We start from the raw sequence: 23,810 nt of genomic DNA on the forward strand, positions 1-23,810 counted from the left end.
GCATTCAGCCCTGCATACTATTAATATCGTTTGATCAAGGGATTTTCTTAAATGTTTTATGAAATTTTTTCATTAAAATTTCATTAGAACGTTAAAAAAATACTTTAAATCTGAATGAAAGTGCTTCATTCAAGCCAGTGAACCCGCTCCGGCTCATAGCGGTCAGGGCGTTCCTTTTCCTTCTTGGGATAGCCGAAGGGAATGACCGTAAAGGGCACCAGGCTGTCAGGCAGCTCCAGAGCCTCTGCCACTATCTTCATGCGTTCCTCCACAGGAGCAATCCCCAGCATCAGGCCGCCAAGTCCCAAATGGGTCAGCTCCAGCCAGATATTTTCCGTACAAATGGCACAATCAATATCCAGCATCTCAGGTGCAGGATTGCCTTCCTTCCGATAGCAGATAACCACAGCCGCCGGGGCCTTGCCTGCCGGCCAGGCATATTTGCTGGCCGTGCCAATCTTCTCCAGCACTTCCTTGTTTTCCACCACATAGAACTCCCAGGGGCGCTGGTTCATAGCCGTAGGAGCGGCCATAGCTGCCCTCAGCAGCTGCTCGATTTTCTCCTTTTCCACCGGCCTTTCCTCATAAGAACGAACGCTGGCACGTGCAAAGATTTCCTTCATAAAGCATTACCTCCTCACTCTATATATAGCAAAAGCCTGCCCCGTGAAATGGGGTAGGCTCATCTACTATTTCAGGCTGTACCTGTTCACCCAGGTAGAGTACCCCTTTGCATAAGCCCGCAGGCGGGTCAGACCCTTGATGGCTGGCTCGTTGGGGTTGATGGCGCGATAGGCTCCCTCGTACTCATCTTCCACGGGCTTCCAGCCAGTGCCGCCGCTCCAGTAATCCCCCATGACAATGCGCTCCGTACCCTGAGCCAGATTCACAGCCTTTTTCACGAACTTTATTTCCAGCACCTTGCCGCTCTTGTCCTTAGTCTCCTGCCACTCCCAGACAATGAGGTTAGAGCCCTTCATGCGCATAGTAGTGGTATCAGCGGTGGAAGTGGTGACCTGGCCGTCCTCAGACTCATCCTTCCAGAGGTCAATCCAGCGGTCCTCAGCAGCTGCCCGTTTCATTTCGCCCACGCGGAAGACCTCATCCACCACGGCGTCATAGTAAGCCTCGTCGAACTCCTGGGAGTTTATCTCCTTGACCCGGCCCTCGGTGGTAGACCAAACGACTTCGCCCTTGGAATTATAGAAATCTTCTTTCAAATACTGGATATTGCGGTTCTGAGGGTTGATGGTTACCTGAGCCAGACTATAGGCAAGCTGCCCCGGCTGAAGCACAGCACCTATGCCGTAGCTGTCAATGGTTTCCTTGGCACCGCCATAGCTGTAGCCTGTCTTGATCCAGGCCTGGATTTCTGTGGCCACCTTCTCCCCATTTTCCTTCTTGGCAGCCTTCACAACCACCACAGATGTAGGGTCAAAGAACTTGCTGTACTTGTCATCAGAGGAAAGCCAATACCAGGCCTCAGCGGCTCTTTGCTGCTCCGTCTGGGAGTCCTGGGCAATGGCTGCCGCCCCGGCTTCATCCACGAAAGCCGTCCCGCTCAAAAGGCAGGTGCATACCCCTATAATGGCTAGTCTTCGTGCTTGACGCTTGGTAAATATCATCCTGTCCACCTCTTGTCCAGATTTCTCAGTCTGTTGATTCATCTTCTCCCGTGCAATCCTCACTGAGCACTGCAAAGGATGTAAGCATGCTGTCTGCAGGCTTCTTAGCCCGCACCTCGTCCAGATGGCCTTCATCGGTGATAATCAGCTTCGGCGGCTCCACAAGCTTGGAAAGTGTCTCTTCCATCATTTCCGGGATACAGTTCATGACCAGGCATTTCCTGCCCAAAAGCTCACAGATAAGCTTGAACTGCGGCAGGCTTTCCTTGTTCTTGGCCCCGCGGATTTCCCGGGAACTCACCAGGAGCACCAGTTCCCCTTCTCCCACCAGATTGCCCTTTATTGCATAGCCGCCAAAGACCTCGGAAAAGCGCTTGACGATTTCTTCCCTCAGTTCCTGCAGGCCGTCACCAGTCATGGCGCTGATGCAGAGGGGTTCCTGCCCAGTCTTCTGCTCCACGATGCGGGCCAGCACCCTGCCTCCATCCCCCAAGGCATCCACCCGGCTGATCACAGGAATCACTGGTTTGCCTGCCTTCTCAAAATGCTTGAACCAGATGAGTTCCCCGTGCATATCTGCCTCACGGAACAACACCAAAGCAAGGTCCGTTTCCTTGACGGAAGCCTTGGCAGTCTCCTGACCGAAATTGTCATGCTTCCACATGTCATCAGTGCCGGATGTCTCACTGAAGGTTATCGGGCCTATCCCCTTGATGGAAAGAACCTTGTAGACTCTCTCCATATCATTGTGGTGCAGCGCCCTCACCAGGGCAGAATGCCTGCCGGTCAAGGCATTTATCAGTGATGTCTTGCCGCTGCCCCGCCTGCCGTAAAGGCCGATGCGAAAAGGCGCCAGCTCCTGCTCCTCTTGAATTCCCACGCTCCATCACTCCCAAAATTCTCTTTTTTTAAAAATTCGGCACACTTGCCAAAAATTTTTCACATTTATCATATAGTATAACACAAAACTTCCAAATAAACTACATTTTCTCCTGTATCTGCCCAGAAGTGCAGGGGAAATTGTCCTGTTTAGACTTCTTTTCATTGACATGTGCCTAGGACTTTGGTACTATATTAATCGGAACCATTCTATCTAATCAGGGTTTAACTAAGTTTTGGAAGGGATTCTGTTATGCAAGAAAGTTTGAAAAGAAATGGCGCCAGCCAGAGCAGCAGGGTTGAGGATAAGCCTGCCGCTGGCGGCTTTGTCCAGTCCAGGGAATTTTACAGGGTGCGCCTGGACAAGCCCTTTGAATGGCAGCTTCTTGACCACATTGGCCAGGAACTAGACACTCATGTAGGAGATCTCACCGACATTAGCGGAGGCGGCCTGTGCTTCACCACTGACTGCCAGGCAGCCCCTGGCGACAGGATGCACATTCTCCTGACAGACCTGCCTATCATTGAAAAGCTGGACACTCATGTGACAGTAGTCCGTGCAGTGCCCATCGAGGAAGAGGATGCAGAAGAGGAAGCTCCCCCCGCCTGGAAGCTGGCCTGCGTATTGGACGAGCTCTCCACCCGTATGCGGGACCGCCTGGTCTCCAGCATCTTCGAGCAGCAGCGCCGCGCCATCTTCCAGTCCCGGCAGGAACAGGCAGCAGAGAAAGAAAAGGAAGAACGCGCCCAGAAACTTGCGGATGCCATCCATTGATGCCATCTGCCCGCAACTGAAAATTTTCATCAAAAAAGGTTTCCGCCTACCGAGCGGAAACCTTTTTTTCATGCCTGTATTTCCCCGTGGCTCTCCCTGCCACGTATTTCCCTTATGTGATTCTTCTCATCCACCATCACCACGGTGGGTTCAAAATCTCTGGCTTCTTCGGGAGTGAACACCGCATAGTCCATGATGATCACCACATCACCTGGCTGCACGCAGCGGGCTGCCGCACCGTTCAGGCAGATGACCCCGGAACCGCGGGGACCGGGAATCACGTATGTTTCCAGCCGGGCGCCGTTATTGTTGTCCACCACCTGCACACGCTCATGAGGCAGGATGCCCGCCGCTTCCATGAGTTCTTCGTCAATGGTGATGCTGCCCATGTAGCGGAGATCCGCCTCCGTCACTGTGGCACAGTGAATCTTGGATTTAAGCAAATGAAGGAACATTTATCTACCTTGCCTTTCAGAACCGAGAATTACGTTATCAATCAACCTGGTCTTGCCAATCTTCACCGCAATAGCCAGCAAGGCAGATTCAGTTACCTCCCCAATTTCAGCCAGTCCCGGGAAGGAATAGATTTCCACATAGTCGATCTCCGCCAGCTTCTCCTTGCCAATTTCATCGCGCACCAGGTCTTTCAAAACGCTGACAGACTTCTCGCCAGCCTTGAAAGCTTCTTCTGCCTTCTTCAAGCTTCTCGACAGCACCAGCGCCGCCTCTTTTTCCTCAGCAGACAAGTACATATTGCGGGAACTTCTGGCCAGGCCGGACTCTTCCCTCACAATGGGCACCATGTGAATATTGACAGGGATGTTCAAATCCTCCACAAACCGGCGCACCACCACTACCTGCTGGGCATCCTTCTGGCCGAAGAAGGCATCCGTGGCCCGGGAGAGGTTGAAGAGCTTGGTAAGCACCGTGGCCACCCCGCGGAAATGGCCGGGACGGCGGGCACCGCAAAGCTTGTTGGTGATATCTCCGTCCACTGTCACATAAGCAGTATACCCCTCAGGATACATCTCCTCAGGCTCAGGATGAAACACCGCATCAATGCCTGCTTCTTCCAGCTTCCTGCAGTCCTCCTCGAACTTCCGCGGATAGGCCTCATAGTCCTCATTGGGACCGAACTGGGTGGGGTTCACAAAGACGGAAGCTATCACTGTATCGCAGGCTTTCCTGGCCTCCCGCATAAGGGTCAGATGCCCCTCATGGAGTGCTCCCATGGTAGGCACCAGGCCGATGGATTTGCTCCCCTTGACAGCCTCTGCAGCAAATTCCTTGATTTCCTCAATGGTTCTAAGTATCTTCATATCTCTCATACTCCTTACAAGCTCAAGACACGTTCTGCTTTTTCTTCCTTATCCTCCCGACGGGCGAAGAAGTTTGCCAGCAGCGACCCGGAAATATTGTGCCAGACACTGAAGATGGCGCCGGGAATGGCTGCCGCAGGAGAGAAGTACAAGAGGGCCAGGGAAGCTGCCATGCCGGAATTCTGCATACCCACCTCAATGGACACCGTGCGGGACTTCCTGCTGTCCAGCTTGAAGGTGCGGGCCAAAGCATAGCCCAAGGCCAGGCCGCAGCCGTTGTGCAGGACCACCACTGCCGCCATGAGAGCCCCTACCTCCAGGAGCTTCCCTGCACTCAGGGCCACCACGCCGCCCACCAGGGTGACAATCATAGCCACGGAGAACACAGGCAGGAGAGGAGAAACCTTCTCTACGATACTGCCGAAATAGTGGTGCACCAAAAGCCCCAGCAACACGGGAGCCAGCACCATCTGGGCAATGGAAACCATCATGGCGTACATGGAAATCTCAATCCAGGCTCCCGCCAGGAAATAAGTGAGGGCAGGTGTCACCAAGGGGGCCAGGAGCGTAGTCACCATAGTCATGGACACGGACAGGGCCACATCCCCCCTGGCCAGGTAGGCGATGACATTGGAAGCAGTGCCGCCGGGGCAGGTGCCCACCAGCACCACACCGATGGCCAGTTCCGGCGGCAGACCGAAGGCTTTCACCAGCCCCCAGGCAATCAGGGGCATCAGCAGGAACTGGGCAAAGACACCAATGCCCACTTCCAGCGGGTGCTGCAAAACGCCTTTGAAATCATCCACCGACAGAGTCATGCCCATGCCGAACATCACCAGCCCCAGCATAAAGGGGATATAGGGGCCCACCCAGGTCAGGGCAGGGGGATAAGCTATCCCCAGCACCGCCACGCCGATGACCAGAAAGGCCATGCTGTCCACAATGGTCTTGCAGATTTTTTCCAAACGAAAAACCTCCTCAAAATATAACGAGTACAAGATGTCCCCTACTTCTATAAGTGGGGGGCGGTAACTTACTAACAGGCGGTGAGTTAATATCTCCCGCCTCGTTGAAAGGCCAAGAGGAAGTTTTGCCTTCGGCAAAACTGGAACAATGGCCTTATAAAAATATAACGGAGGCAAAAGAAAACGCCCTTTGCAAGGGGCCGAAAAATCGGCGCACCAAGCAAAGGGCGTACACGTATCCCGTCATCATTGGCCATGCTATTCCCCTGTCTCAGTTCCATGAATCTGAGCATGAGCCTTCAGCCAAGTGTATTGAAACATTTATAACGGAAAAGTATAACTCACCTTCGTGATGTCATCTCTTGCCGTTCTTGATTCTAGCACAACTGCCCTCCCCATGCAACTAAGGCGTGTTGAAAAACTCCACCTGCACGCTACAGCGGACAGTTTCCGTTTTTCAACACGCCTAGGAGATGCATCAGTTGGTTTTGGCCGCCGCCAGCATGGCCTTGGCGTTTTCAGCAGCACTGTGCTTGGGATTGAAGGCCTTCAGTGCTTCTGCCTGCTGTGCCTTGCTTTCCAGCAGCACCAGTTCCACCCGGTTGCCCAGGAGGCGCTTGGCCTGACGATAAGCCAGCCAGAAATCCCTGTGCCAGGCCACCATGACATAGCTGGCAGCCAGGTCGCTATGAGCAGCGCTCACCAGCTCGGCTACGCTGGGACCTTCTTCCTCGCTGCCCCGCACGATAAGCTGCACCCCGTTCTCCTGCAGCTCACGGGCCTGTATCTTGTTGCCAGCCACAGCCAGCACTGCCACAGCCGACAGGGCGCCGTGCATGGTGAGTGCATGGCCCTCGCTCATATTGGTCACATGGACTTCCTTCAAAGGACCCCAGCCCACGGCATGCTCGATGACCTCGCCGGGATGGTCCGTATGCAGGTGCACCAGCACCCTGTCCCCCTGGCGCTCCGTCAGCACAAAGCTGGAGAAGTCCTTGAAAGATTTTTCCAGTTCCTTCATGTTTATCTTGGCATTCTTGATGGCAAAGCGCACGCAATAGGGGCGCACAAGATCCTCTCTGGGATCGGGCAGGCCCGGCTGCCTGGACTCAAGCCCCAGAGAAAGGCTCACCGCAGGGGAAACGAAATTGCCGTCAAGACCACGCAGGCATCCCCTGAGGAAAGTGAACATGATGCGGGCACCTGCATCTGCCTCCATGCCTTCCATAGACTCCTGCCCTGCCTCAATGGCCTTTTCCAGGATTTCCGTGATAGGCATGTTGGCGCGCACTGCATGATAGGCCCCCTTGGCCACAGCCTTTGCCACGGTGATGATGGGCCGCTCCATATTCTCAGGAATAATGCGCTGGGCGTAGAGGATGCCATACTGGAAGGCCTTGCCAAACTCTGAAGAGGTGGCGTTGTACTTGCCTGAAAGCCCCTTGCCCAGACCGCGGAAAAGCTGGGCCAGCACTACGCCCGCATTGCCCCGGGCGCCGAAGACCGCCGCCGCACTGACACGGCGGGCAAGCCCCCCGATGCTGCCATCCTTGCTCTCTGCCAGCGGCATCACCGCCGCCCCCATGGTATGAAGGACATGGGTGCCCGGCAGGCTGCCCGCCCCAGGCATGGCATTTATCTGCTCATAGTCCAGCAAGAATTCGCTGTAAGCCCCCGTCACCATACGCTTGAAATCACTGCCAGTAATAACTTCTTTATTGCCCGTCATAATATCACGTCCATTTCTGCGTTGTTTTTTTATCTTATAACAGGATTATACTCTATTTTTCTCGAAATAGTAGTCATATTCCTTCAAAATGTAGTAAGATACTTATGAAAAATATCAACATGAGTTGAGGAGACGCCTATGCCAAATATAAAAAGCCAAGCTGGAAATAACAAGGACACGGCTAAAATCAAGGAAAATGCCAAGGTGAAGGCCCCTGCCAAAAAGGCTTCTGCCAAAGCAGCCCCCTCCACTGAAGACAAAACCATAAAAGCAGAAAACCAGGCAGCGGCTGCAGAAAGCCCTGCCAAAGTCCCTGCCCCTCCGGCAGGATTCTCTCAGGAAGAGAAAGCGCCTGCAGAAATCGTGGAGCGCATCTTCGCCCTGGATATCGGCACCCGCAGTGTCATCGGCGTGGTGGCTGACCGGGACAAGGAGGGCAAACTGCACATCGTGGGCACCCACCGCCAGGAACATATCACCCGGGCCATGCTGGACGGGCAGATACATGATGTGCCCCAGGTAGCTGCCATCATCGAGAAAGTCAAGGGCCCCCTGGACGAGAAATACGGTCCCCTGCGCACTGCCGCTGTAGCAGCCGCAGGCCGCGCCCTCTACACCATGACCGCTGAAGCAGAGATGGTAGTGAACGGCGTCATCTCCGCCCAGCTGCAACAGGATCTGGACTTTGCAGGCGTGCAGGCTGCCCAGAAGCTCCTGGCTGACAGCCAGACCCTTGAGGACCCCACCAGATACTACTGCGTGGGTTACAGCACCGTGCGCTACATCCTGGACGACATCCAGCTCAAGAGCCTCATCGGCCAGCGGGGCAAGAAGGCCAAGGCCGTGGTCATCGCCACCTTCCTGCCCCGCCAGGTCATTGACTCCATGCAGTCTGCCCTGCACGCCGTTTCCCTTGAAATGCGCGCCCTGACCCTGGAGCCTATCGCCGCCATCAACGTGCTGATACCGCCCACCATGCGCCATCTGAATCTGGTGCTGGTGGATATCGGCGCAGGCACCTCCGACGTGGCCATCACCAAGAACGGCTCCGTCACCGCCTACGGCATGGTGCCTCTGGCTGGCGATGAAATCACCGAGGCAATTTCCCAGAAGTTCCTGCTGGACTTCAACGTGGCAGAACACATCAAGAGACAGGCTGCCATAGGAGAAAATGTCACCTTCACAGATATCCTGGGCATGGAGTACAACCTCACCGCCGAAGAAGTCATCGAGCCCATCCTGCCCAACGTGGAGAATCTGGCCAATGCCATCACCAAGCAGATACTGGAGCTCAACAGCGAAGCTCCACAGGCAGTCATGCTGGTGGGAGGCGGCTCCCTCACTCCTCATCTGCAGGAATATGTGGCATCAGCTTTGGATATGCCCATCAGCCGCGTGGCAGTGCGCCATCCCGACAAGGTAGTGGACATGGAGGGCCTGCCGGAAGAACTGCAGAAACCCGATGCGGTGACCCCCCTGGGCATCCTGCAGATTGCTTCCCAGAACACCCTGCACTTCCTGACGGTCTATGTGAACAATGAGGAATACAGCCTCTTCAACTTCCGCGACCTCACCATCACCGATGCCCTGCTGAACGCCGGCATCAGCCTGAAGAAATACAACGGCCGTCCCGGCCTGGGCCTCATGGTAAGCCTGGGAGGAGAGCGCAAATCCTTCCCCGGTACCATGGGCAGCCTGGCCAAGGTCACGCTGGACGGAGAAGACGCAACGCTGGACACCATCATCCACGATGGCAGCCGCATAGGCATCGTACCCGGCAAGGATGGCTTCACCCCGGAAATCTATCTGGGGGATCTCGTCACCAGCGGCCAGGAATACACCGTCTACATCAACGGCAGGGAAAACCACCTGCGCCAGAAAGTCACGGTCAACGGCGAGGAATCCGCTCCTGACCGCCAACTGAAAGACGGTGACATCATCGAGAACCGGGAATTCAAGAGCCTGGGAGAGGCCCTGCAGGCCGCAGGCTACCCGCCCCAGGGACGCCGCATCAGCTACAAGCTGAACGGCACCGAGAGTGTCTACACCTGTACCCCGGAAATCCTGCTGGAGGATGCCCCAGCCACCATTTCCCAGCCCATCCATGAGGGAGACCACATCGACTACATCCCCCATGATGAGCCAAAACTGGGCGATGTGCTGAAACTCAAGGACACGGACACCGCCATCACCATCTACTATGAAGGAAATGAATGCAAAATCCCCTGCGGCAGCCTGGAACTGACAGTGAACGGCCGCAAAGCCAGCACCGGCACCATCCTGGACGATGGCTGTGACGTGCGCTTCCAGCGCTCCGCCAAGGCCTCCGTCACCGTCAGCGATGCACTGCTGGCCGTGAACTTCAATCCCCCCTCTGCCACCAGCCGGGTGAGCTTCACCATCCTGGTGAACGGTCAACCCGTAGACTTCACCGACCCGGTGAAGAACGGCGACACCTTGGAAGTGAAGATTGCCCCCCTGGGAGACGGCATCCATCCCCCCACCTCCGGCCTGGACCGTGACAATCCCCACCTGACGGACAAAGGCACCACCGCCCCCAAGCTCTCATCACTGAACGCCGGCCTGCCTGAGCGCAAGGTAACTATCGAAGACTTCATCCGCCACGATTAAGGAAAAATCAAGTGAGGGGCACAGGCATAGCATAAGCGGAACGTGTGGAAATTTACCATAAATCTTAGCGAGCACAAGTGCAGCACTGCGAAGCAGAGCTGCACGCAGTGGGAGCTTAGATTCTATGGTAAATTTCCAAGTGAAGCGTTGCTATGCCTGTGCCCCGAACGCCTTAGCACTGCCCCGTAAATTTTTCTTGCAATACTAGCCAAAAACAGTTATAATTGCTTTATGTGTCGAAAACTGTAACCGAGAAATATTCCATTCAGCATCAACCAAATTGTCTGTGGAGAATTTCCGGTATTGCATCACACCGGAGGTGAACCAAAAATGGCAGTTCCAAAGAGAAAAATGTCCAAGGCCCGCCGCGACAGCCGCCGTGCCAACTGGAAACTGGAGGCCCCTGGCTTCGTGTCCTGCCCTCAGTGCCACGAGCCTAAGCTCCCCCATCATGTCTGCACCGAATGCGGCTACTACGATGGCAAGGAAGTAATCCAGGCCGCTGAGTAAGCAAAGTCAAAGACCCGTCGGATTATCTGCCGGGTCTTTTTCATTTGCCTGCTTCCCCGCACCACAATTCTCATCTCACATACCGCGAAAGGATGATTTGCATGTTCAAAAAAATCTTTATGCTTCTGGCAGCTGTCATCATATGCTGCAATGTTCCCGCTGCAGAAGCCGCCATTGACCTCAGCACCCTTAATGCCAAGACTACTAATATCTCCGTGGTGTTGGACACCCCGGCAGGCTACGCTGCAGAACCTGAAAGAGTCTACACTTCCATCAAGGAATCCCTGGACAAAATCTTTCCCAACAAGTCCATCTACAAAATCCAGCCCATCGAAGACAACGAAGCCTATGTGCAGGTTTACCGCGAAGAACACTGTCAGGCTGCCAGTGTTGACGATGGATACACCGCAGGCAATGGCATGCGCGATCTCACCCTCAAGAAAAACGACCTAGCAACCCTGAATGACCACTTCGGCTCCGATTATCTGGTCTACATCCGCATCACCAACAGCGTCCCCCAGATCAAAGTGGACTGGTTCTCCGCCGGACAGCAGGTCAATGTCACCATGGACTTCCGCATCTGGTCCAAATCCAAGAATGACTTCATCTACATGAAGCGCGCCATGACCACCGGCAAATCCACCTCTTACTACGCAGGCATGGGCGACTCCGGCCACGCCATAGAAAAGGGCATCAAGAAAGGCCTGGCCGAGGTAGAGAAAGAAGCCACCAAAATCAGGATGGCTATGACGGAATAACCTCAGAGCATAAATATATTGCACACACCAAAAAGCGGCCGTATGAGCAGTACGGCCGCTTTTTGGCTGTGTATTGTATTTAGGAGAGCTTAACGAAAGCCTGTATTTATAGTACAGTAAATGATATTCATTGTCAATACTTTATTGAAAACTTTTCTCAAATATTTTTACCCCCTTACTCCTTCCCCTTATTCACCCGGAAATTGTCCTCATCATCCCAATCATCTGGCATCCCCTTCACCAGCAGCACGGGGCACTCCACATGCTGCATGACGTAGTTTGACACGCTCCCTACCAGGAGACTGCGTATGGTGCCGAAGCCGCGGCAGCCCATGACGATGAGGTCGCTCTCTTCTTCTTCCGCCACATCTGCAATGCACTCGCCGGGGTCGCCTATCTCCACCCTGGTGTGGGCATTGACTTCCGGGGGAATGACATGCATGAGGTCTGCCAGGAACTGGAAGGCGGCTACCTTCAGCTCGGCGGGGATATAGCCGGAGAGGCTCACCTGCTCAAAGGCAGAGATATTGCGGTTCAGATCCACCGCCATCATCACCGTCATTTCCGCCCCCGTCACGGCTGCCAGATGTATGGCCTGATTCACTGCCTTGAAAGCCTGGCCGGAGCCGTCTGTGGGCACCAGGATGCGCTTGCACTCCATCTTCCGCTCCTGCCTGGGACGGTTCTGTATTTCCTCGATCAGTTCCTCTGCGTTCTTTTCTGTTGTGTTCTCTGCCATGTAGACCCGCCCTTTCTGTCAATTCAATCGTCTATGTAATAATTATCCACAAAAAGAAAAAAATCCTGCCTATCGAAAAGACAATAACGTGCAAAAGCCTTCCCCTCTGGGGAAGGTGCCCCGAAGGGGCGGATGAGGTGCGACCTAACAAGTTAATGTTGTAATGCCTTGTAACGCCCCACCTCATCCGTCATTCCTTCGGACTGACACCTTCCCCAGAGTGGAAGGCTATGTTGTCATTCATAATGACGTTTACTATATTTACTTGCTTACAATCTCTGCCGCCAGCTTGTCCAGTTTATGCTGATGCTCGTCTGCATTCTCCAGCCGCTTCTGAGCTGCCTTTTTGGCGCTATAGAACCTCCAGCAGAACAGCATGATCACAGCCGCCATATAGAGCATGAAGGCCCCTATCTCCTGAGTGATGTCCAAAAGCCCCGCTCCCCGGGAAATGATGTCCCGGGTGAAGTGGAACTCCCAGGTCAGGGGGAACACATGGCTGAGGGTCACCACCCAATCCTGGAAGGAAGTCACCGGCCCTGTGGGGCCGCCCAGGATGAAGCCCCCGGGGATGAAGAGGATCATGCGGGAGGAGGCAATGCCCGGATTGGCCGCCGTCCAGCCGAACAGGAGGCTCAGCATGCCCACCACCATGACTACAAAGATTTCCAGAAACAGGAAAGTCACCAGATGGCCGGAGAAATTCAAATCTCCCCAAAGGCGCAGCACCGCCAGGCCCACCACCCAGGAAACGATCAGGCAGCCTGCATAGGGCAGCAAGCGCTGGATGAGATCCCAGGGATTGCCTTCCATGAGGGTCCTATCCAGCTGCCCGGTCAGGCGCAGGCGCGGTATCATGCCGATGGTGGCAAAGGTGAAGAACATGGCGCCAAAGAAGAACAGGAAGTTCATGGTAGTGGCATTGCTGGTGGATTCCTGGGGGTTGAACAGTATCCTGTCTGCCAGGCTCAGGCTCCCCATCAGCGTGTCATTGGTGCTGCCTGTATCTCCCATTGCCACGGCATTATCCATGCCGACAATCTCATTCAGCGCCACCTTGATATTGGATGTAGTGGCTGGATTGGTGGTATCGTAGAACACACCGATATTAGTCTCCACTCCCGTATAGCGGTCCTTTTCCAGCCCCTGGGGGAAATACACCACCGCATAGGCCTGATCCCGGTACATGAGTTCCTTGGGGTCCACGGGGGTATTCAGCACTGCCGTGACCTGCATGTACTCTGACGCGTCAATCCTGTTGGTCAAATCCCGGCTATAGGCAGAATTATCCAGGTCAATGACCACCACTTCCACATCTTTGCCGAAGTTGCCGGACAGCAGTACCGACAGCACCACGGAAATGACCATGGCCACCATGATGCACACCTTTTCATAGGGCATGCCCTGCCCGGAGAACAGGAACTTTATCTCATCTCTTAGTGAATTCACTGTCTTTCACCCCAATGGTCATCCCCGGGATAATGCCCTCCTGGGGGTCGATGTAAATGCGCACCTGGAAAGCTGTGAGGTCGGACTGGCCCTTTTCACGTGACTGCTTGAGGTCAGCAAAGCCAGGGGCCTTGGTGAGCAGGCGCACAGTGCCCGTGACCTTCTTTTCCCCGGCCACAGATTCTCCTGTCACCGCATCTCCTTCGGCCAGATGCTGGGCTTGCTCCTCACTGATGTAGATATCATAGTAGCTGCGGCTGCTTTCCAGCAGCACCACAGGGGTGGAGGGAGAAATCATCTCCCCTTCCTTGGCCAGGACCTTCAGGATCTTGCCATCCTCAGGAGCGCGGAGCACCAGGCGTTCCTTGGCTACCATGAGTTCCTTCAGCTGCACTTCCAGCTGGGCCTTCTGCTGGCGCAGGGCCTCGATGTCATTGGCCATGTTGGCAGCAGAATCCCGCTCGTTGGCAATGGTGGGCAGGCTCAGGCTGTCAGTGCTGCCTGTGTCCACGGCGCCCCCCAGGAGACTCTGCAGGACCTGCTGCTGCTGGGCTACAGCTTCCTGAGCCACCTGCAGGTTCATGGTTGCATCGTCCAGCTGGGCCCTGGCCACGGCTCCCGCCTGTACCAGCGCCGCAGTGCGGTTGTAATTGATTTCTGCATTCTTCAGGGTTGCCTGAGCACTGGACACAGCCGCCTTCTGCTGGTCAATCTGACGGAAGCTCTGGGTCTCGGCAGTATTGGCCCGGTTGAAATTGATGCCCATGGTACCGGAGGTGGAGTTTATCTGGGCCTCCATCTGGGCAATCTGGGCCTTAAGCTTTTCAATGGCCAGGTCCGTGTCTGTGGGGTCAAGCTCCATGATGATATCACCCTTCTTCACCATGTCCCCTTCCTTGACACCTTCCCTGATGAGGCGCCCGCTGACAGAATCAAAGGACATCTTCACCTGCTCGGCAGTGAGGATGCCCTCCTTCTTGCTCATGCCCTGGACAATGGCATCATTGCCCGTATACATCAGGGCCACGCCCCCGATAATGAGAAGCAGGATAAAGACTATGCCCACCCGCTTGGCTTTTTCATTGCTGTTCATTCTCTCTTCTCCTTATTTAATTAGAATGCTAACTATCTTCCCGTACAAAGGCCTTGCGGCCCTTTCCTGTCAATCCGTCAGCTTGTGCAGCAGCCTGATGACTTCCTTCTGCTCCTCCTCGCTGAGCTTTTCCATCAGCTTGGAAACCCTCAGATAATGCGGAGGCAAAATCTCCTGCATGAAATCATTGCCTGCGCGGGTGAGCTTCACCTTCTTGCTGCGGGCATCTGCCTTGTCAGCTTTCACCGCCACCAGCCCGTCCCGCTCCATGCGCTGGAGCATGCTGCTGATGGTGGCCCGGGTCACCCCCACCTTCTCTGCCAGCACCGAAGGGGCAATGCCCTCGGTGTGCTGATGCAACACCACCAGCACGCAGAACTTTCCTTCGGAAAGATGGTACTCGCTCTGCAGGATATCCAGGATTCCCTGCTGGATTTCCTCCGCCGCCTGCTTGATGCGCAGCATGGCGATGACCGCCGAGGGATTTATCTCCGCCACCAGTTCCCTGTGCTTCTGCAGCTCTTCCCAGGTAGGTATCATTTCCCGCTTCACATGCTCACTTCCTCACTTGCAAATTAGTTAGTTTGCTAACTATCATGATGTGATTATAGCTAATCAACCTGGGAATGTCAACGAAAACCTTCTAAGAAATGACTTCATGTTGACACCCCTAACCTATTTGCTACAATGATATTAGAAAGTTCTACGAAATGAGGTGACAGTAATGCAGGAGTTAAAGCGGCCCATGCCCGTGGGCATTGAGGATTTCAAACGACTTGTAACGGACAACTATTATTTCATAGACAAGACCAGATTCATCAAAGAACTCATAGATACTCAGGGGGTCGTCACCCTAATCACCCGCCCCCGGCGGTTTGGCAAGACCCTGAGCCTTTCCATGCTGCAGTACTTCTTCACTCTCGAAAATGCCGCAGAGAACCGCCAGCTCTTTGCAGGGCTGGACATAGAGCGGGCCGGTGAGAAATACATGAACCAGCAGGGCACCCGGCCGGTAGTGTTTTTGACCCTCAAGGAAGTGCGTCGCCCGAGTCACACGTCCATGCTGGCCATGCTTGCTTCTCTGTTGCAAGAGATCTATGAACAGCAGCGTTGCATATTGGACAGCAATAACCTTGAAGAGCCAGAAGCAGAATATTTCAAGCTGATACTGGCAGGGAAAGGTTCCGAGGAAGACATGGCTATTTCCTTGAAACGACTTATGGCATACATGGAAAAGCACTATGGAACCCAGCCTGTCCTGCTGCTTGACGAATACGATGCCCCTATCCTTTCCGCCTGGGAAAATGGCTACTACCAGGAGTGCATAGACTTCATGCGGGGATTCCTGGGGGCTGCCCTGAAAACGAACCCTGCCTTAGGCTTTGCCGTCCTGACGGGCATCACGCGGATTTCCAAGGAGAGCATTTTCTCGGGTCTGAACAATCTCAAGGTCTGCTCGGTGCTGTCAAACCGCTACTGCGACATCTTCGGCTTTACCCCGGAGGAAGCCGCAAAACTCATGGCCGAATGCGGTGCAGCTGACAAACTGCCAGACTTGGCACAGTGGTATGATGGCTATCGATTCGGTCAGGCCGAAATCTATAACCCCTGGTCGGTTATCCAATACCTCGACAATGACTGCAATTTCCAGCGATATTGGGTCAATGTCTCCGGCAATAGCATTCTGCAAGTCCTGCTTCAAAATGCCAGCGAAGACCGCTACGAAGAGTTGCAGAGCTTGCTCAGTTTTCGGGAATCTTATGTAGAGTCCTTGATGGATGAGGGCATCATCTACCCAGATATCGAAACGGATGACAATGCCCTTTACATGATGCTCCTGACCACAGGCTACCTGAAAGCCATCGACACTTGGCAGGATCGCCGTGGCCGCTGGTGGTGCCGCTTGCAGATACCGAACCGTGAAGTCCTGCTGGCCTACGAAGACGAAGTCCTGGCCAGGGTGGCAGGCCCTGGCAACCGGGTTCCCCTCTTTGCCATGCTGAAGGCCATGACGGCAGGCAAGGCATCGGTTTTCCAAAAGCATTTGAGCAAGATTCTAAGAGATATGGTAAGCTACCACGACACCGCCCAGCCAGAAAGCTTCTACCACGGCCTGATGCTTGGCCTCACCGTCCTGATGGAGGGAGAGTATAGGGTAAAGTCAAACCGCGAAAGCGGCTACGGCCGCTTCGATCTGGCCTTCTTCCCCCTGCGCCCCGGCACTCCCGGCGTTATCCTGGAGCTGAAAGCCGCTGGCTCTGAGGAAGAACTGGAAGAAAGGGCAAAAGAAGCCCTGCAGCAGATTGCAGAGAAGGAATACTGTGCCGAGCTATCCCGTCAGGGCGCGTCAGATATCTGGCGCTACGGCATCGCCTTCCACGGCAAGAAGGTCTGCATGACAGGCACACAGGAATGAAAAACGGGAACGCACGCGTCAATTGGACGCGCAGCGTTCCCTTTTTGCTATCAGGACATCTTCCTGCTGCCTTTCGGCACCGGGAAGGCTATGACACCTTCACCTGCAGCCACAGCTTGGTATATATCTTGTCCAGTTCCTCCCCCAGGTAGCTGTAGGATTCCTGTCCTTTGTAGACTTCCTCGGGAGGGAAAGCTATCTCTGCCTTGTCCTCCAGTTCATCCTCCACCAGCTCCCGCACAGCAATATTGGGAGTGGAGTAGCCCAGCCGACGGAAATTATCCGCGGCTATGTCCGGGCGGCACATGAAGTTGATGAATTTATGGGCATTTTCCACATGGCGGGCATTCCTGGGAATCACCCAGCCGTCAATCCAGACATTGGTGCCCTCCTTGGGGGCGGGCTGGAACTTCAGATCGGGGTTGGCTTCCATGAGGTTGATGGCCTCACCGGAGAAGATAACCCCCAGAGCCGCCTCGCCGGAGCTCAGCTTGTCACGTATATCGTCCACGCCATAAGCCTGCACCAGAGGTTTCTGGTCTATGAGCATATCCCTTGCCTTTACGAGATTAGCCTCGCTCATGGTATTCATGGATTTGCCCATCAGCTTGAGGGGAATCATGATGGCATCCCGGGCAGAATCCTGCATGAGGATATTATCCCTGTATTTCTCATTCCAGAGAATGGCCCAGCTGTCCACAGGCTCATCCACCAGGTTGGTGTTGTACATGATTCCCACGGTACCCCAGCAATAAGGCACTGTGTACTTGCCTTCCCAGTCAAAAGCCTTGGACTGGTCGAAGAAATCCTTGCCAATGTATTTCCTGGCATTGGGCAGCTTCCCGAAATCCAGGGGCTGCAACAGCTCATTGTGTATCAGCTTGTTGATCATATAGTCCGAAGGGCACAGGATATCATAGGCCTCTGCCCCCTCGGCGATGCGGGGATACATGCTCTCGTTGGTGTCGTATTCGTCCAGCACCACATGTATGCCCGTCTCCTCTTCAAACTGCTCCAGCACCTCCTCGCTGAGATAATCCCCCCAGCTGTAGACGTAGAGGATATCTTCCCCCTCTTCCTCCTCCTGGGCAAACATATCGCAGCCAGCCAGGGCAAATGGCACAAAGAGCAACAGCAGGGCCAAGAGATAGCGCAGATGCTTCATGCGGCTTCCTCCTCTCTGCCAGCTTCGCGGTAACGACGGATGACCTTGTAGTTCAGCATCAGGAGGGCTGCAAAGACCAGCACGCCGCAGAAGAACAAGGTAGAAAGGGCATACATCTCAGGGTGTACCCCCAGCTTCAATTCTGCATAGATTTCCGTAGTCAGAGTCTCGATGCCTGCCCCCTTGGTGAAGTAAGTGACGATGAAATCATCGGCACTCATGGCAAAGGACAGGAGAAAGGCCGCCACGATGCCCGGCACCAGCTCCGGCAGGATCACCTTGCGAAAAGCCGTCACCGGCGGTGCTCCCAGGTCCCTGGCCGCCTCATAGCACACATCGTCCATTGAAAGCACTTGGGGCAGGATGCAGAGCATGGCATAGGGCAGACTGATGACGATATGGGCCAGCAGAATAGTATCATAGCCCAGCCTGAGCCCCAGCCCCAAAAACAGCAGCATCAGGGAAATGCCCGTGACGATATCCGCATTCAAAAGGGGCACGTTAGCAATGCCTCTGAAAAGCATCCTGCCCCTGAGGCCCATCTGCCTCATGCCCAGAGCCGTGACCAAAGCCAGCAAAGTGGCAAGGATAGCGGAGGTCACGCCAATGGTCAGGGTATTGGTGAAAGCCGCAATGATTTCTTCATTCTCAATGAGGCGCTCATACCACTGCCAGGTAAAGCCCGTCCACTGGCCCCGATATCGACTGGCGTTGAAGGACTGGGCAATCAGTACCAGGATAGGCGCATAAAGAAAGAGCACAATGGCTCCCAGATAACCGTTCTTCAGTTTCTCCATCATGACCTCCCCTTCTTTCCCTGTTCCCCGCTGTCGGTGAAGGCCTCCAGCAGGATGTTGAGGATAATGAAGACCATGAGCACCATGGAGAGAGCGCTGCCCAGCTGCCAGTCATAGGCAGCCGTGAACTCCTGCTCGATGATGTTGCCCACCAGCAGCACCTTGTTGCCGCCCAGGAGGGCGCTGATGACGAAAGTGGTGAGGGCGGGAATGAAGACCATAGTGGAGCCACTGACAATCCCCGGCAGGGACAGGGGCAGGAGCACATGGCGCAGAGTCTGCCAGGAATTCGCCCCCAGGTCCCTGGCGGCCTCAATGATGCTTTCATCTATGCGGCTGATGCTCACATAGAGGGGCAGCACCATATAGGGCAGGAAATTATACACCATGCCGATGATGATGGCAGCAGAAGTATTGATGAGGTGCACCTCAGGCAGCCCCAGATAAGCCAAAAACATATTGATAAGGCCGTGCTTCTCCATGATGGTCTGCCAGGCCATGGTGGTAAGCAGTGAGTTCATCCAGAGGGGCAGGAGGAAAAGCAGGAACACCAAAAGCCCCCGGCTCTCTTTCCTCTCCCTTAGGATAAGGCAGAGGGGATAAGCCAGCAAAAGGCAGATAAAGGTGCTGACGAGAGCAAGTTCTACAGAAAGGCCCAGAGCCTTCAGATACTCGCTTTGCAGCACCGTAGAGATATTTTCCAGGGTAAAATTGCCAGCCCCGTTTGTCAGCCCCGTAAAGAGCACGAAAAACAAGGGCAGCACAATAAAGAGCACCGCCCAGAGGGCGAAGGGCAGAGCCAGGAAGCGGTGGGTGGCAAGCTTGGCCGCAATGCGCTCATTCATCGCTCACAGCCTCCTCATCCTCAGAAGCAGGCTTGGCCATGATCTGGATATTGGCCGGAGCCAGGCGGATGCCCACTTCGCTGCCCTGCTCATGGCCCGTGATGGTCTGCACCAGCCACTCAAAGCCACCGGCCTCGATGGTGATATCATAGACAGTGCCTTTGAAAACCACCTGGCGGATGTTGCCGTTGAACTGGCCTTCCCCAGGAGCGCAGATCTGGATATCCTCCGGGCGGATCTGCACATCTACCGGCACGTTCTCCCCAAAACCCGTATTGATGCAAGGAATGTCCCTGCCCAAGAGATGCACCAGCTTGTCACGCACCATGATGCCATCAATGATGTTGCTGTCACCGATGAAGTCTGCCACAAAGGCATTCTCCGGCTCATTGTACACATTCTCCGGGGTGCCGATCTGCTGGATCCAGCCCTGGTTCATGACCACTACCGTATCGGACATGGAAAGGGCTTCCTCCTGGTCATGAGTGACAAAGACGAAGGTGATGCCCAGCTCGCGCTTGATTTTCACCAGCTCGCGCTGCATGTTCTGCCTGAGCTTCAGGTCAAGAGCAGAAAGAGGCTCGTCCAGCAGCAGCACTTTCGGCTCGTTGACGATAGCCCGGGCGATGGCAATGCGCTGCTGCTGGCCCCCGGACATCTGGGTGACCCGGGCATGTTCATAGCCGTCCAGATTCACCAGCTTCAAAGCATATTTTATTTTATCCTTGATGTAGCTTGAGCTCTTGCCCTTCAGCTTCAGGCCGAAGGCGATGTTCTCCGCCACATCCATGTGGGAAAAGAGGGAATACTTCTGGAAAACAGTATTCACCTGGCGCTTCTCCGGCTGCAGGTTCGTGATATCCTGGCCGTCAAACCAGATTTTCCCGCTGTCAGGCATCTCAAAGCCGCCAATCAGACGCAGGATAGTCGTCTTGCCGCAGCCCGAAGGCCCCAAAAGGGTTAGGAATTCATTTTCATGGATAGTCAGATCCAGGTCCTCCAGAATCTGCCGGCCATCAAAGGCCTTGTTGACGCGCTCAAGGCGCAAAAGCTCTTTCGCCATTTATCGACCCTTTCCTTCTTGCAAAATAACAATGCTTAACCATGTTATGATACCACAAAACTACTTGAAAAACGATAGCTTTAAGCCTTGCTTTGAGATTCTTTTCAGAAAGCATTTTCAGGCAATGAAATAACCGCCCAGGCTTTCTCGTCACCTCAGGCGGTTACCATACGCAGTCATTATTCACTTCACTCATCTTGCAATTGCCCTATGGCCTAACTAGCCCATCGGACTCCCCTCCCGATTAGATTTGCATGTCGGCTGCCACTTGAGGTGGAACACCTCACCTCTTTGGGCTTGATTCAATGATACTTCATCGGCGGGCAAAAGTCAAGGGAATTTTTTGAACTTTCAATGTATTATGTATGCAGGAAGGTCCCCCTTCCTGCCTGCTCAGAAATCACGCTCAAACTCTGCCAGGGATTGCTCAGTGCCGATGATGAAGAGATTGTCTCCTTCGGCAAAACAATAGGAGGGCGAAGGGGTGACCATGGTCTCTGCCCCATGGCGGATGGCGATGACCACGATATTGTAGAGCCTCCTGAGGTCTGACTCGATGAGACTTTTCCCCACCAGGGACTCCGGCACGATGATGCTGATGATCTTGACGCTGCCCGCCAGATCGATATAGTCCACCGCATTCTTGCTCACCAGATGCATAACCGTGCGGCGTGCCATATCGCGCTCCGAAAAGACCACCTGGGTAGCTCCCAGCCTGCGGGCCATTTCTGCATGGCGTTCATCAATGGCCTTCACCACGATTTCGGTAACCCCCCTCTCCTTGCAGAGCATAGTAGCCATAAGGCTGGCTTCCAGATTTTTCAAGGCAATGATCACTGCATCGAAATTGCCTATGCCCACCTGGTCAAGCCCCCTGGCATCACGGATGTCAAAACTCACCACCTGGGACAAAATGCCCGTCAGGCTCTCTGTCAGGTTCACATCCATATCCACCCCCAGAACCTCAGCCCCCATCTCTTCCAAAGTCCTGGCAGCGCTGAGACCAAAGCGGCCCAGTCCCAATACAGCAAACTGCTTCCTGCTTCCCATAATTTCAGCACTTCCTTCAATCTAGCCCAGCATAATCTCTTCCTTCGGATACTTGACGATGGACTGCCTCTGCTGTATCAGGGACAGCAGGAAGGTCATGATGCCCACCCTGCCCAGCAGCATGGTCAGGCACAGCAGAACCTTGCCCCATTCATCCCACTCCGACGTAATGCCAATGCCCATGCCCACGGTGCCAAAGGCAGAAACTGTCTCAAAAATCACCCTCCCCAGGTCATTTGTTTCTCCGTCAACCACTGCCAGCAGGATTCCCATGGTCACTACCCAGAGGGTGCCCACAGTGAAAATAGCAAAGGCCTGGTTCCGCGCTCTGGTGCTGATAGTCCTGCCAAAGACAGTGACCTCGTTCTCACCGCGGAAAATCGCCCATACGGAGCGCAGCAGGACAAAGATGGTGGTGCACTTGATGCCGCCCCCAGTAGACAGGGGCGATGCCCCAATGAACATGAGGATGATCATGGCAAACTTGGTGACCTGGGTGGACGCAGCGATATCAAAACTGTTGAACCCCGCCGTGCGGCAAGAAACTGACATAAAGGCGGAATTGGCCAGCTGCTCTGCCAGGGGCATGCCCACCAATACGCCGTCATAGCGGCTTTCCACCCCGAAGATAAGCAAGGTGCCTCCAACAATCAGGACGCTGTTGACAGCGAGCACTATCTTGGTATGCAGGGAAAACCTGTGCCATTTCCTGCGGTGCATGACATCATGCATGACCGTGAAGCCAATGCCTCCCAGGATAATGGACAAGCCAATACCCGCCAGCAGGAAAATATCATCCTGCCGCTTGCACAGGCTGTCATAATTCCCAAAGAGGTCAAACCCGGCATTGCAGAAGGCAGAAACCGCATGGAAGATGCCATAGCCTATGGCATCGAAGCCAAACTCCGGGATAAAATGCACCGTCAATAGCAGGGCAAAGAAACCCTCCACTGCCAGTGTATACTTTATCATGCGCCGTATCAGCTCAAAAAGCCCCGACCGGCCGCTCTGGCCCAGTGACTCCTGCAAGGTCAGGCTTTCCCTCAGGCGGAAACGGTAGCCCATGGCATGGACGGCCATGGTGCCCAGTGTCATGATTCCCAGGCCTCCCACCTGTATCAGCATAATCATCACGCATTTGCCAAAGAAACTCAGGTCATTTTTCACATCCACCACCGTCAATCCCGTGACGCAGGAGGCAGAGGTGGACACAAAAAGGGCATCAATGAAGGGCAGGCTCGTCTCCCTGGCAGAGCTTATGGGCAGCATAAGCAAAATGGTGCCTATGCCAATCATCAATACAAAACTGAGCAAGATAGTCTGGGTTGGTTTCAGGCGGAATTCCTGCTGGGCCTTGACCCCGGTTACTTTTTGCAGGGGACGGAAGACCGCAAGTCCCTCCAGATCCCTGTCCATCTTTTCCTCATCCAAAGGCCATCCCTCCCCTCTTTAGGAAACAAGCCTTCCCTTTTAGGAAGGCTTGCAAAATCTGTTCTTACTTCTTTTTCTTCTCTGCCTTGTCATCCTTGGCCCAGACAAAGGCCATGACATCGCCGTAGACTGCCTCCAGATGTTTCACCAGGATGGAGAGCATGAGCTGCACCATCTGGCTGTCAAAGCTCTCGTCCACAAAGGGCAGGCAGATATCAAGGTAGACATTGCCATCCTCACGCAGGTAGTATTTGAAAATCTTGAACTCCCGGTTCAAATCATTGAGATAGGTCTTGAGCTTGTCTGCCTGGGCATCTTCAATACCCGTGACAATCTGGGTGCGGATGATGGTAAAGACGCTCTTGTCGATGATGATGACCATGGGCAGCATCTGCCCCCGCACCTCTATGCGGGAACGGAAGAGCACCGTCTCATACTCATCTTCCAGAGACTCCGTGCTGAAGACATTGATGTTGTTGTCCACCAGGAAGGACTGGAATTTCAAGGCCTTCTCGTTGGACTCCACCCCTTTGACATCTTTTTCTTCGCTGCTTTTCTTTGGCATATAAAT

At 54.3% G+C, this 23,810-nt stretch carries 23 protein-coding genes; 5 read left to right on the forward strand and 18 right to left on the reverse strand.

Going from position 1 to position 23,810, the window contains the following annotated elements; all coding sequences use genetic code 11:
• Nucleotides 1-125 precede the first annotated feature (125 nt).
• From P159_RS0102920 to P159_RS0102930, 3 genes are all read right to left on the reverse strand, one after another.
• Entirely contained in the window at nt 126-623 is a 498-nt protein-coding gene (locus tag P159_RS0102920) for a nitroreductase family protein (protein ID WP_029541259.1), read from the reverse strand.
• Between the two features lie 66 nt (nt 624-689).
• On the reverse strand, nt 690-1,625 hold the full coding sequence (locus P159_RS0102925) for a hypothetical protein (RefSeq protein ID WP_029541260.1): 936 nt from the start codon (nt 1,623-1,625) through the stop codon (nt 690-692).
• 25 nt (nt 1,626-1,650) lie between these two features.
• A complete protein-coding gene (locus tag P159_RS0102930) occupies nt 1,651-2,505 on the reverse strand; it encodes a GTPase (protein ID WP_051650067.1) in 855 nt (284 codons plus the stop codon).
• Nucleotides 2,506-2,757: 252 nt separating this feature from the next.
• Between P159_RS0102930 and P159_RS0102935 the strand changes: the two genes are divergently transcribed.
• Nucleotides 2,758-3,279, forward strand: a complete 522-nt coding sequence (locus tag P159_RS0102935) for a PilZ domain-containing protein (RefSeq protein WP_029541263.1) — start codon at nt 2,758-2,760, stop codon at nt 3,277-3,279.
• Between the two features lie 68 nt (nt 3,280-3,347).
• On the opposite strand, the gene panD is transcribed toward P159_RS0102935, so the two are convergent.
• The 4 genes from panD to P159_RS0102955 all read right to left on the reverse strand — a co-directional run bounded on the left by panD (nt 3,348) and on the right by P159_RS0102955 (nt 7,292).
• On the reverse strand, nt 3,348-3,734 hold the full coding sequence (panD, locus tag P159_RS0102940; protein WP_029541265.1) for an aspartate 1-decarboxylase: 387 nt from the start codon (nt 3,732-3,734) through the stop codon (nt 3,348-3,350).
• The gene (panC, locus tag P159_RS0102945; protein ID WP_029541267.1) at nt 3,735-4,598 is read right to left on the reverse strand and encodes a pantoate--beta-alanine ligase; all 864 of its coding nucleotides are present in this window, start codon (nt 4,596-4,598) and stop codon (nt 3,735-3,737) included.
• A gap of 14 nt (nt 4,599-4,612) precedes the next feature.
• Nucleotides 4,613-5,563, reverse strand: coding sequence for a bile acid:sodium symporter family protein (locus P159_RS0102950; protein WP_029541269.1), 951 nt, complete (start codon nt 5,561-5,563; stop codon nt 4,613-4,615).
• 478 nt (nt 5,564-6,041) lie between these two features.
• Nucleotides 6,042-7,292, reverse strand: coding sequence for a DAK2 domain-containing protein (locus P159_RS0102955; RefSeq protein ID WP_029541270.1), 1,251 nt, complete (start codon nt 7,290-7,292; stop codon nt 6,042-6,044).
• Between the two features lie 138 nt (nt 7,293-7,430).
• Here P159_RS0102955 and P159_RS0102960 point away from each other — a divergent pair, with 138 nt between their 5' ends.
• From P159_RS0102960 to P159_RS0102970, 3 genes are all read left to right on the forward strand, one after another.
• Entirely contained in the window at nt 7,431-9,923 is a 2,493-nt protein-coding gene (locus tag P159_RS0102960) for a cell division FtsA domain-containing protein (protein ID WP_080705887.1), read from the forward strand.
• A 330-nt stretch (nt 9,924-10,253) separates the two neighbouring features.
• Nucleotides 10,254-10,433, forward strand: coding sequence for a 50S ribosomal protein L32 (gene rpmF / locus P159_RS0102965; protein ID WP_029541274.1), 180 nt, complete (start codon nt 10,254-10,256; stop codon nt 10,431-10,433).
• Nucleotides 10,434-10,534: 101 nt separating this feature from the next.
• Nucleotides 10,535-11,191, forward strand: coding sequence for a hypothetical protein (locus P159_RS0102970; protein WP_029541277.1), 657 nt, complete (start codon nt 10,535-10,537; stop codon nt 11,189-11,191).
• 175 nt (nt 11,192-11,366) lie between these two features.
• Here P159_RS0102970 and P159_RS18255 read toward each other — a convergent pair whose 3' ends face one another.
• The 4 genes from P159_RS18255 to P159_RS0102990 all read right to left on the reverse strand — a co-directional run bounded on the left by P159_RS18255 (nt 11,367) and on the right by P159_RS0102990 (nt 15,024).
• Nucleotides 11,367-11,930 (reverse strand): universal stress protein, encoded by a 564-nt coding sequence (locus tag P159_RS18255; protein ID WP_029541278.1) that lies wholly within the window; start codon nt 11,928-11,930, stop codon nt 11,367-11,369.
• A gap of 261 nt (nt 11,931-12,191) precedes the next feature.
• Nucleotides 12,192-13,379: an ABC transporter permease gene (locus tag P159_RS0102980; RefSeq protein ID WP_029541280.1), complete on the reverse strand. Its 1,188-nt coding sequence runs from the start codon at nt 13,377-13,379 to the stop codon at nt 12,192-12,194.
• Nucleotides 13,360-14,472 carry an HlyD family efflux transporter periplasmic adaptor subunit gene (locus P159_RS0102985; RefSeq protein WP_029541281.1) on the reverse strand — a complete coding sequence of 371 codons (1,113 nt, stop codon included), beginning with the start codon at nt 14,470-14,472 and terminating at the stop codon, nt 13,360-13,362. Before P159_RS0102985 ends, P159_RS0102980 begins: the two co-directional genes overlap by 20 nt.
• A gap of 69 nt (nt 14,473-14,541) precedes the next feature.
• Complete coding sequence (locus P159_RS0102990; protein WP_029541283.1) at nt 14,542-15,024, reverse strand: MarR family transcriptional regulator; 483 nt, start codon at nt 15,022-15,024, stop codon at nt 14,542-14,544.
• 172 nt (nt 15,025-15,196) lie between these two features.
• Here P159_RS0102990 and P159_RS0102995 point away from each other — a divergent pair, with 172 nt between their 5' ends.
• The gene (locus P159_RS0102995; protein ID WP_037376849.1) at nt 15,197-16,888 is read left to right on the forward strand and encodes an AAA family ATPase; all 1,692 of its coding nucleotides are present in this window, start codon (nt 15,197-15,199) and stop codon (nt 16,886-16,888) included.
• 88 nt (nt 16,889-16,976) lie between these two features.
• Here P159_RS0102995 and P159_RS0103000 read toward each other — a convergent pair whose 3' ends face one another.
• The 7 genes from P159_RS0103000 to P159_RS0103030 all read right to left on the reverse strand — a co-directional run bounded on the left by P159_RS0103000 (nt 16,977) and on the right by P159_RS0103030 (nt 23,804).
• Nucleotides 16,977-18,053, reverse strand: coding sequence for an ABC transporter substrate-binding protein (locus tag P159_RS0103000; protein WP_029541288.1), 1,077 nt, complete (start codon nt 18,051-18,053; stop codon nt 16,977-16,979).
• Complete coding sequence (locus P159_RS0103005) at nt 18,050-18,853, reverse strand: ABC transporter permease (protein WP_318253485.1); 804 nt, start codon at nt 18,851-18,853, stop codon at nt 18,050-18,052. Before P159_RS0103005 ends, P159_RS0103000 begins: the two co-directional genes overlap by 4 nt.
• Nucleotides 18,850-19,695, reverse strand: coding sequence for an ABC transporter permease (locus P159_RS0103010; RefSeq protein ID WP_029541292.1), 846 nt, complete (start codon nt 19,693-19,695; stop codon nt 18,850-18,852). Before P159_RS0103010 ends, P159_RS0103005 begins: the two co-directional genes overlap by 4 nt.
• Nucleotides 19,688-20,758, reverse strand: a complete 1,071-nt coding sequence (locus P159_RS0103015; RefSeq protein ID WP_029541294.1) for an ABC transporter ATP-binding protein — start codon at nt 20,756-20,758, stop codon at nt 19,688-19,690. The genes P159_RS0103010 and P159_RS0103015 overlap by 8 nt, the downstream gene beginning before the upstream one ends.
• Nucleotides 20,759-21,151: 393 nt before the next feature.
• Nucleotides 21,152-21,808, reverse strand: coding sequence for a TrkA family potassium uptake protein (locus P159_RS0103020; protein WP_029541296.1), 657 nt, complete (start codon nt 21,806-21,808; stop codon nt 21,152-21,154).
• A 21-nt stretch (nt 21,809-21,829) separates the two neighbouring features.
• Nucleotides 21,830-23,239 carry a potassium transporter TrkG gene (locus P159_RS0103025; RefSeq protein ID WP_051650068.1) on the reverse strand — a complete coding sequence of 470 codons (1,410 nt, stop codon included), beginning with the start codon at nt 23,237-23,239 and terminating at the stop codon, nt 21,830-21,832.
• 64 nt (nt 23,240-23,303) lie between these two features.
• The gene (locus P159_RS0103030) at nt 23,304-23,804 is read right to left on the reverse strand and encodes a hypothetical protein (RefSeq protein ID WP_029541299.1); all 501 of its coding nucleotides are present in this window, start codon (nt 23,802-23,804) and stop codon (nt 23,304-23,306) included.
• Nucleotides 23,805-23,810 lie beyond the last annotated feature (6 nt).

This window comes from Selenomonas sp. AB3002 (genome assembly GCF_000702545.1).
Taxonomy (GTDB): Bacteria; Bacillota; Negativicutes; order Selenomonadales; family Selenomonadaceae; genus Selenomonas_B; species Selenomonas_B ruminantium_A.

Coding starts and splice junctions, on each gene's coding strand:
- P159_RS0102925 (WP_029541260.1), bottom strand. CDS start 1,625: ATGATATTTACCAAGCGTCAAGCACGAAGACTAGCCATTATAGGGGTA.
- P159_RS18255 (WP_029541278.1), bottom strand. CDS start 11,930: ATGGCAGAGAACACAACAGAAAAGAACGCAGAGGAACTGATCGAGGAA.
- P159_RS0102970 (WP_029541277.1), top strand. CDS start 10,535: ATGTTCAAAAAAATCTTTATGCTTCTGGCAGCTGTCATCATATGCTGC.
- P159_RS0103020 (WP_029541296.1), bottom strand. CDS start 21,808: ATGGGAAGCAGGAAGCAGTTTGCTGTATTGGGACTGGGCCGCTTTGGT.
- P159_RS0103030 (WP_029541299.1), bottom strand. CDS start 23,804: ATGCCAAAGAAAAGCAGCGAAGAAAAAGATGTCAAAGGGGTGGAGTCC.
- P159_RS0102920 (WP_029541259.1), bottom strand. CDS start 623: ATGAAGGAAATCTTTGCACGTGCCAGCGTTCGTTCTTATGAGGAAAGG.
- P159_RS0103005 (WP_318253485.1), bottom strand. CDS start 18,853: ATGATGGAGAAACTGAAGAACGGTTATCTGGGAGCCATTGTGCTCTTT.
- P159_RS0102935 (WP_029541263.1), top strand. CDS start 2,758: ATGCAAGAAAGTTTGAAAAGAAATGGCGCCAGCCAGAGCAGCAGGGTT.
- P159_RS0103010 (WP_029541292.1), bottom strand. CDS start 19,695: ATGAATGAGCGCATTGCGGCCAAGCTTGCCACCCACCGCTTCCTGGCT.
- P159_RS0103015 (WP_029541294.1), bottom strand. CDS start 20,758: ATGGCGAAAGAGCTTTTGCGCCTTGAGCGCGTCAACAAGGCCTTTGAT.
- panD (WP_029541265.1), bottom strand. CDS start 3,734: ATGTTCCTTCATTTGCTTAAATCCAAGATTCACTGTGCCACAGTGACG.
- panC (WP_029541267.1), bottom strand. CDS start 4,598: ATGAAGATACTTAGAACCATTGAGGAAATCAAGGAATTTGCTGCAGAG.
- P159_RS0102985 (WP_029541281.1), bottom strand. CDS start 14,472: ATGAACAGCAATGAAAAAGCCAAGCGGGTGGGCATAGTCTTTATCCTG.
- P159_RS0102995 (WP_037376849.1), top strand. CDS start 15,197: ATGCAGGAGTTAAAGCGGCCCATGCCCGTGGGCATTGAGGATTTCAAA.
- P159_RS0102960 (WP_080705887.1), top strand. CDS start 7,431: ATGCCAAATATAAAAAGCCAAGCTGGAAATAACAAGGACACGGCTAAA.
- P159_RS0103000 (WP_029541288.1), bottom strand. CDS start 18,053: ATGAAGCATCTGCGCTATCTCTTGGCCCTGCTGTTGCTCTTTGTGCCA.
- P159_RS0102955 (WP_029541270.1), bottom strand. CDS start 7,292: ATGACGGGCAATAAAGAAGTTATTACTGGCAGTGATTTCAAGCGTATG.
- rpmF (WP_029541274.1), top strand. CDS start 10,254: ATGGCAGTTCCAAAGAGAAAAATGTCCAAGGCCCGCCGCGACAGCCGC.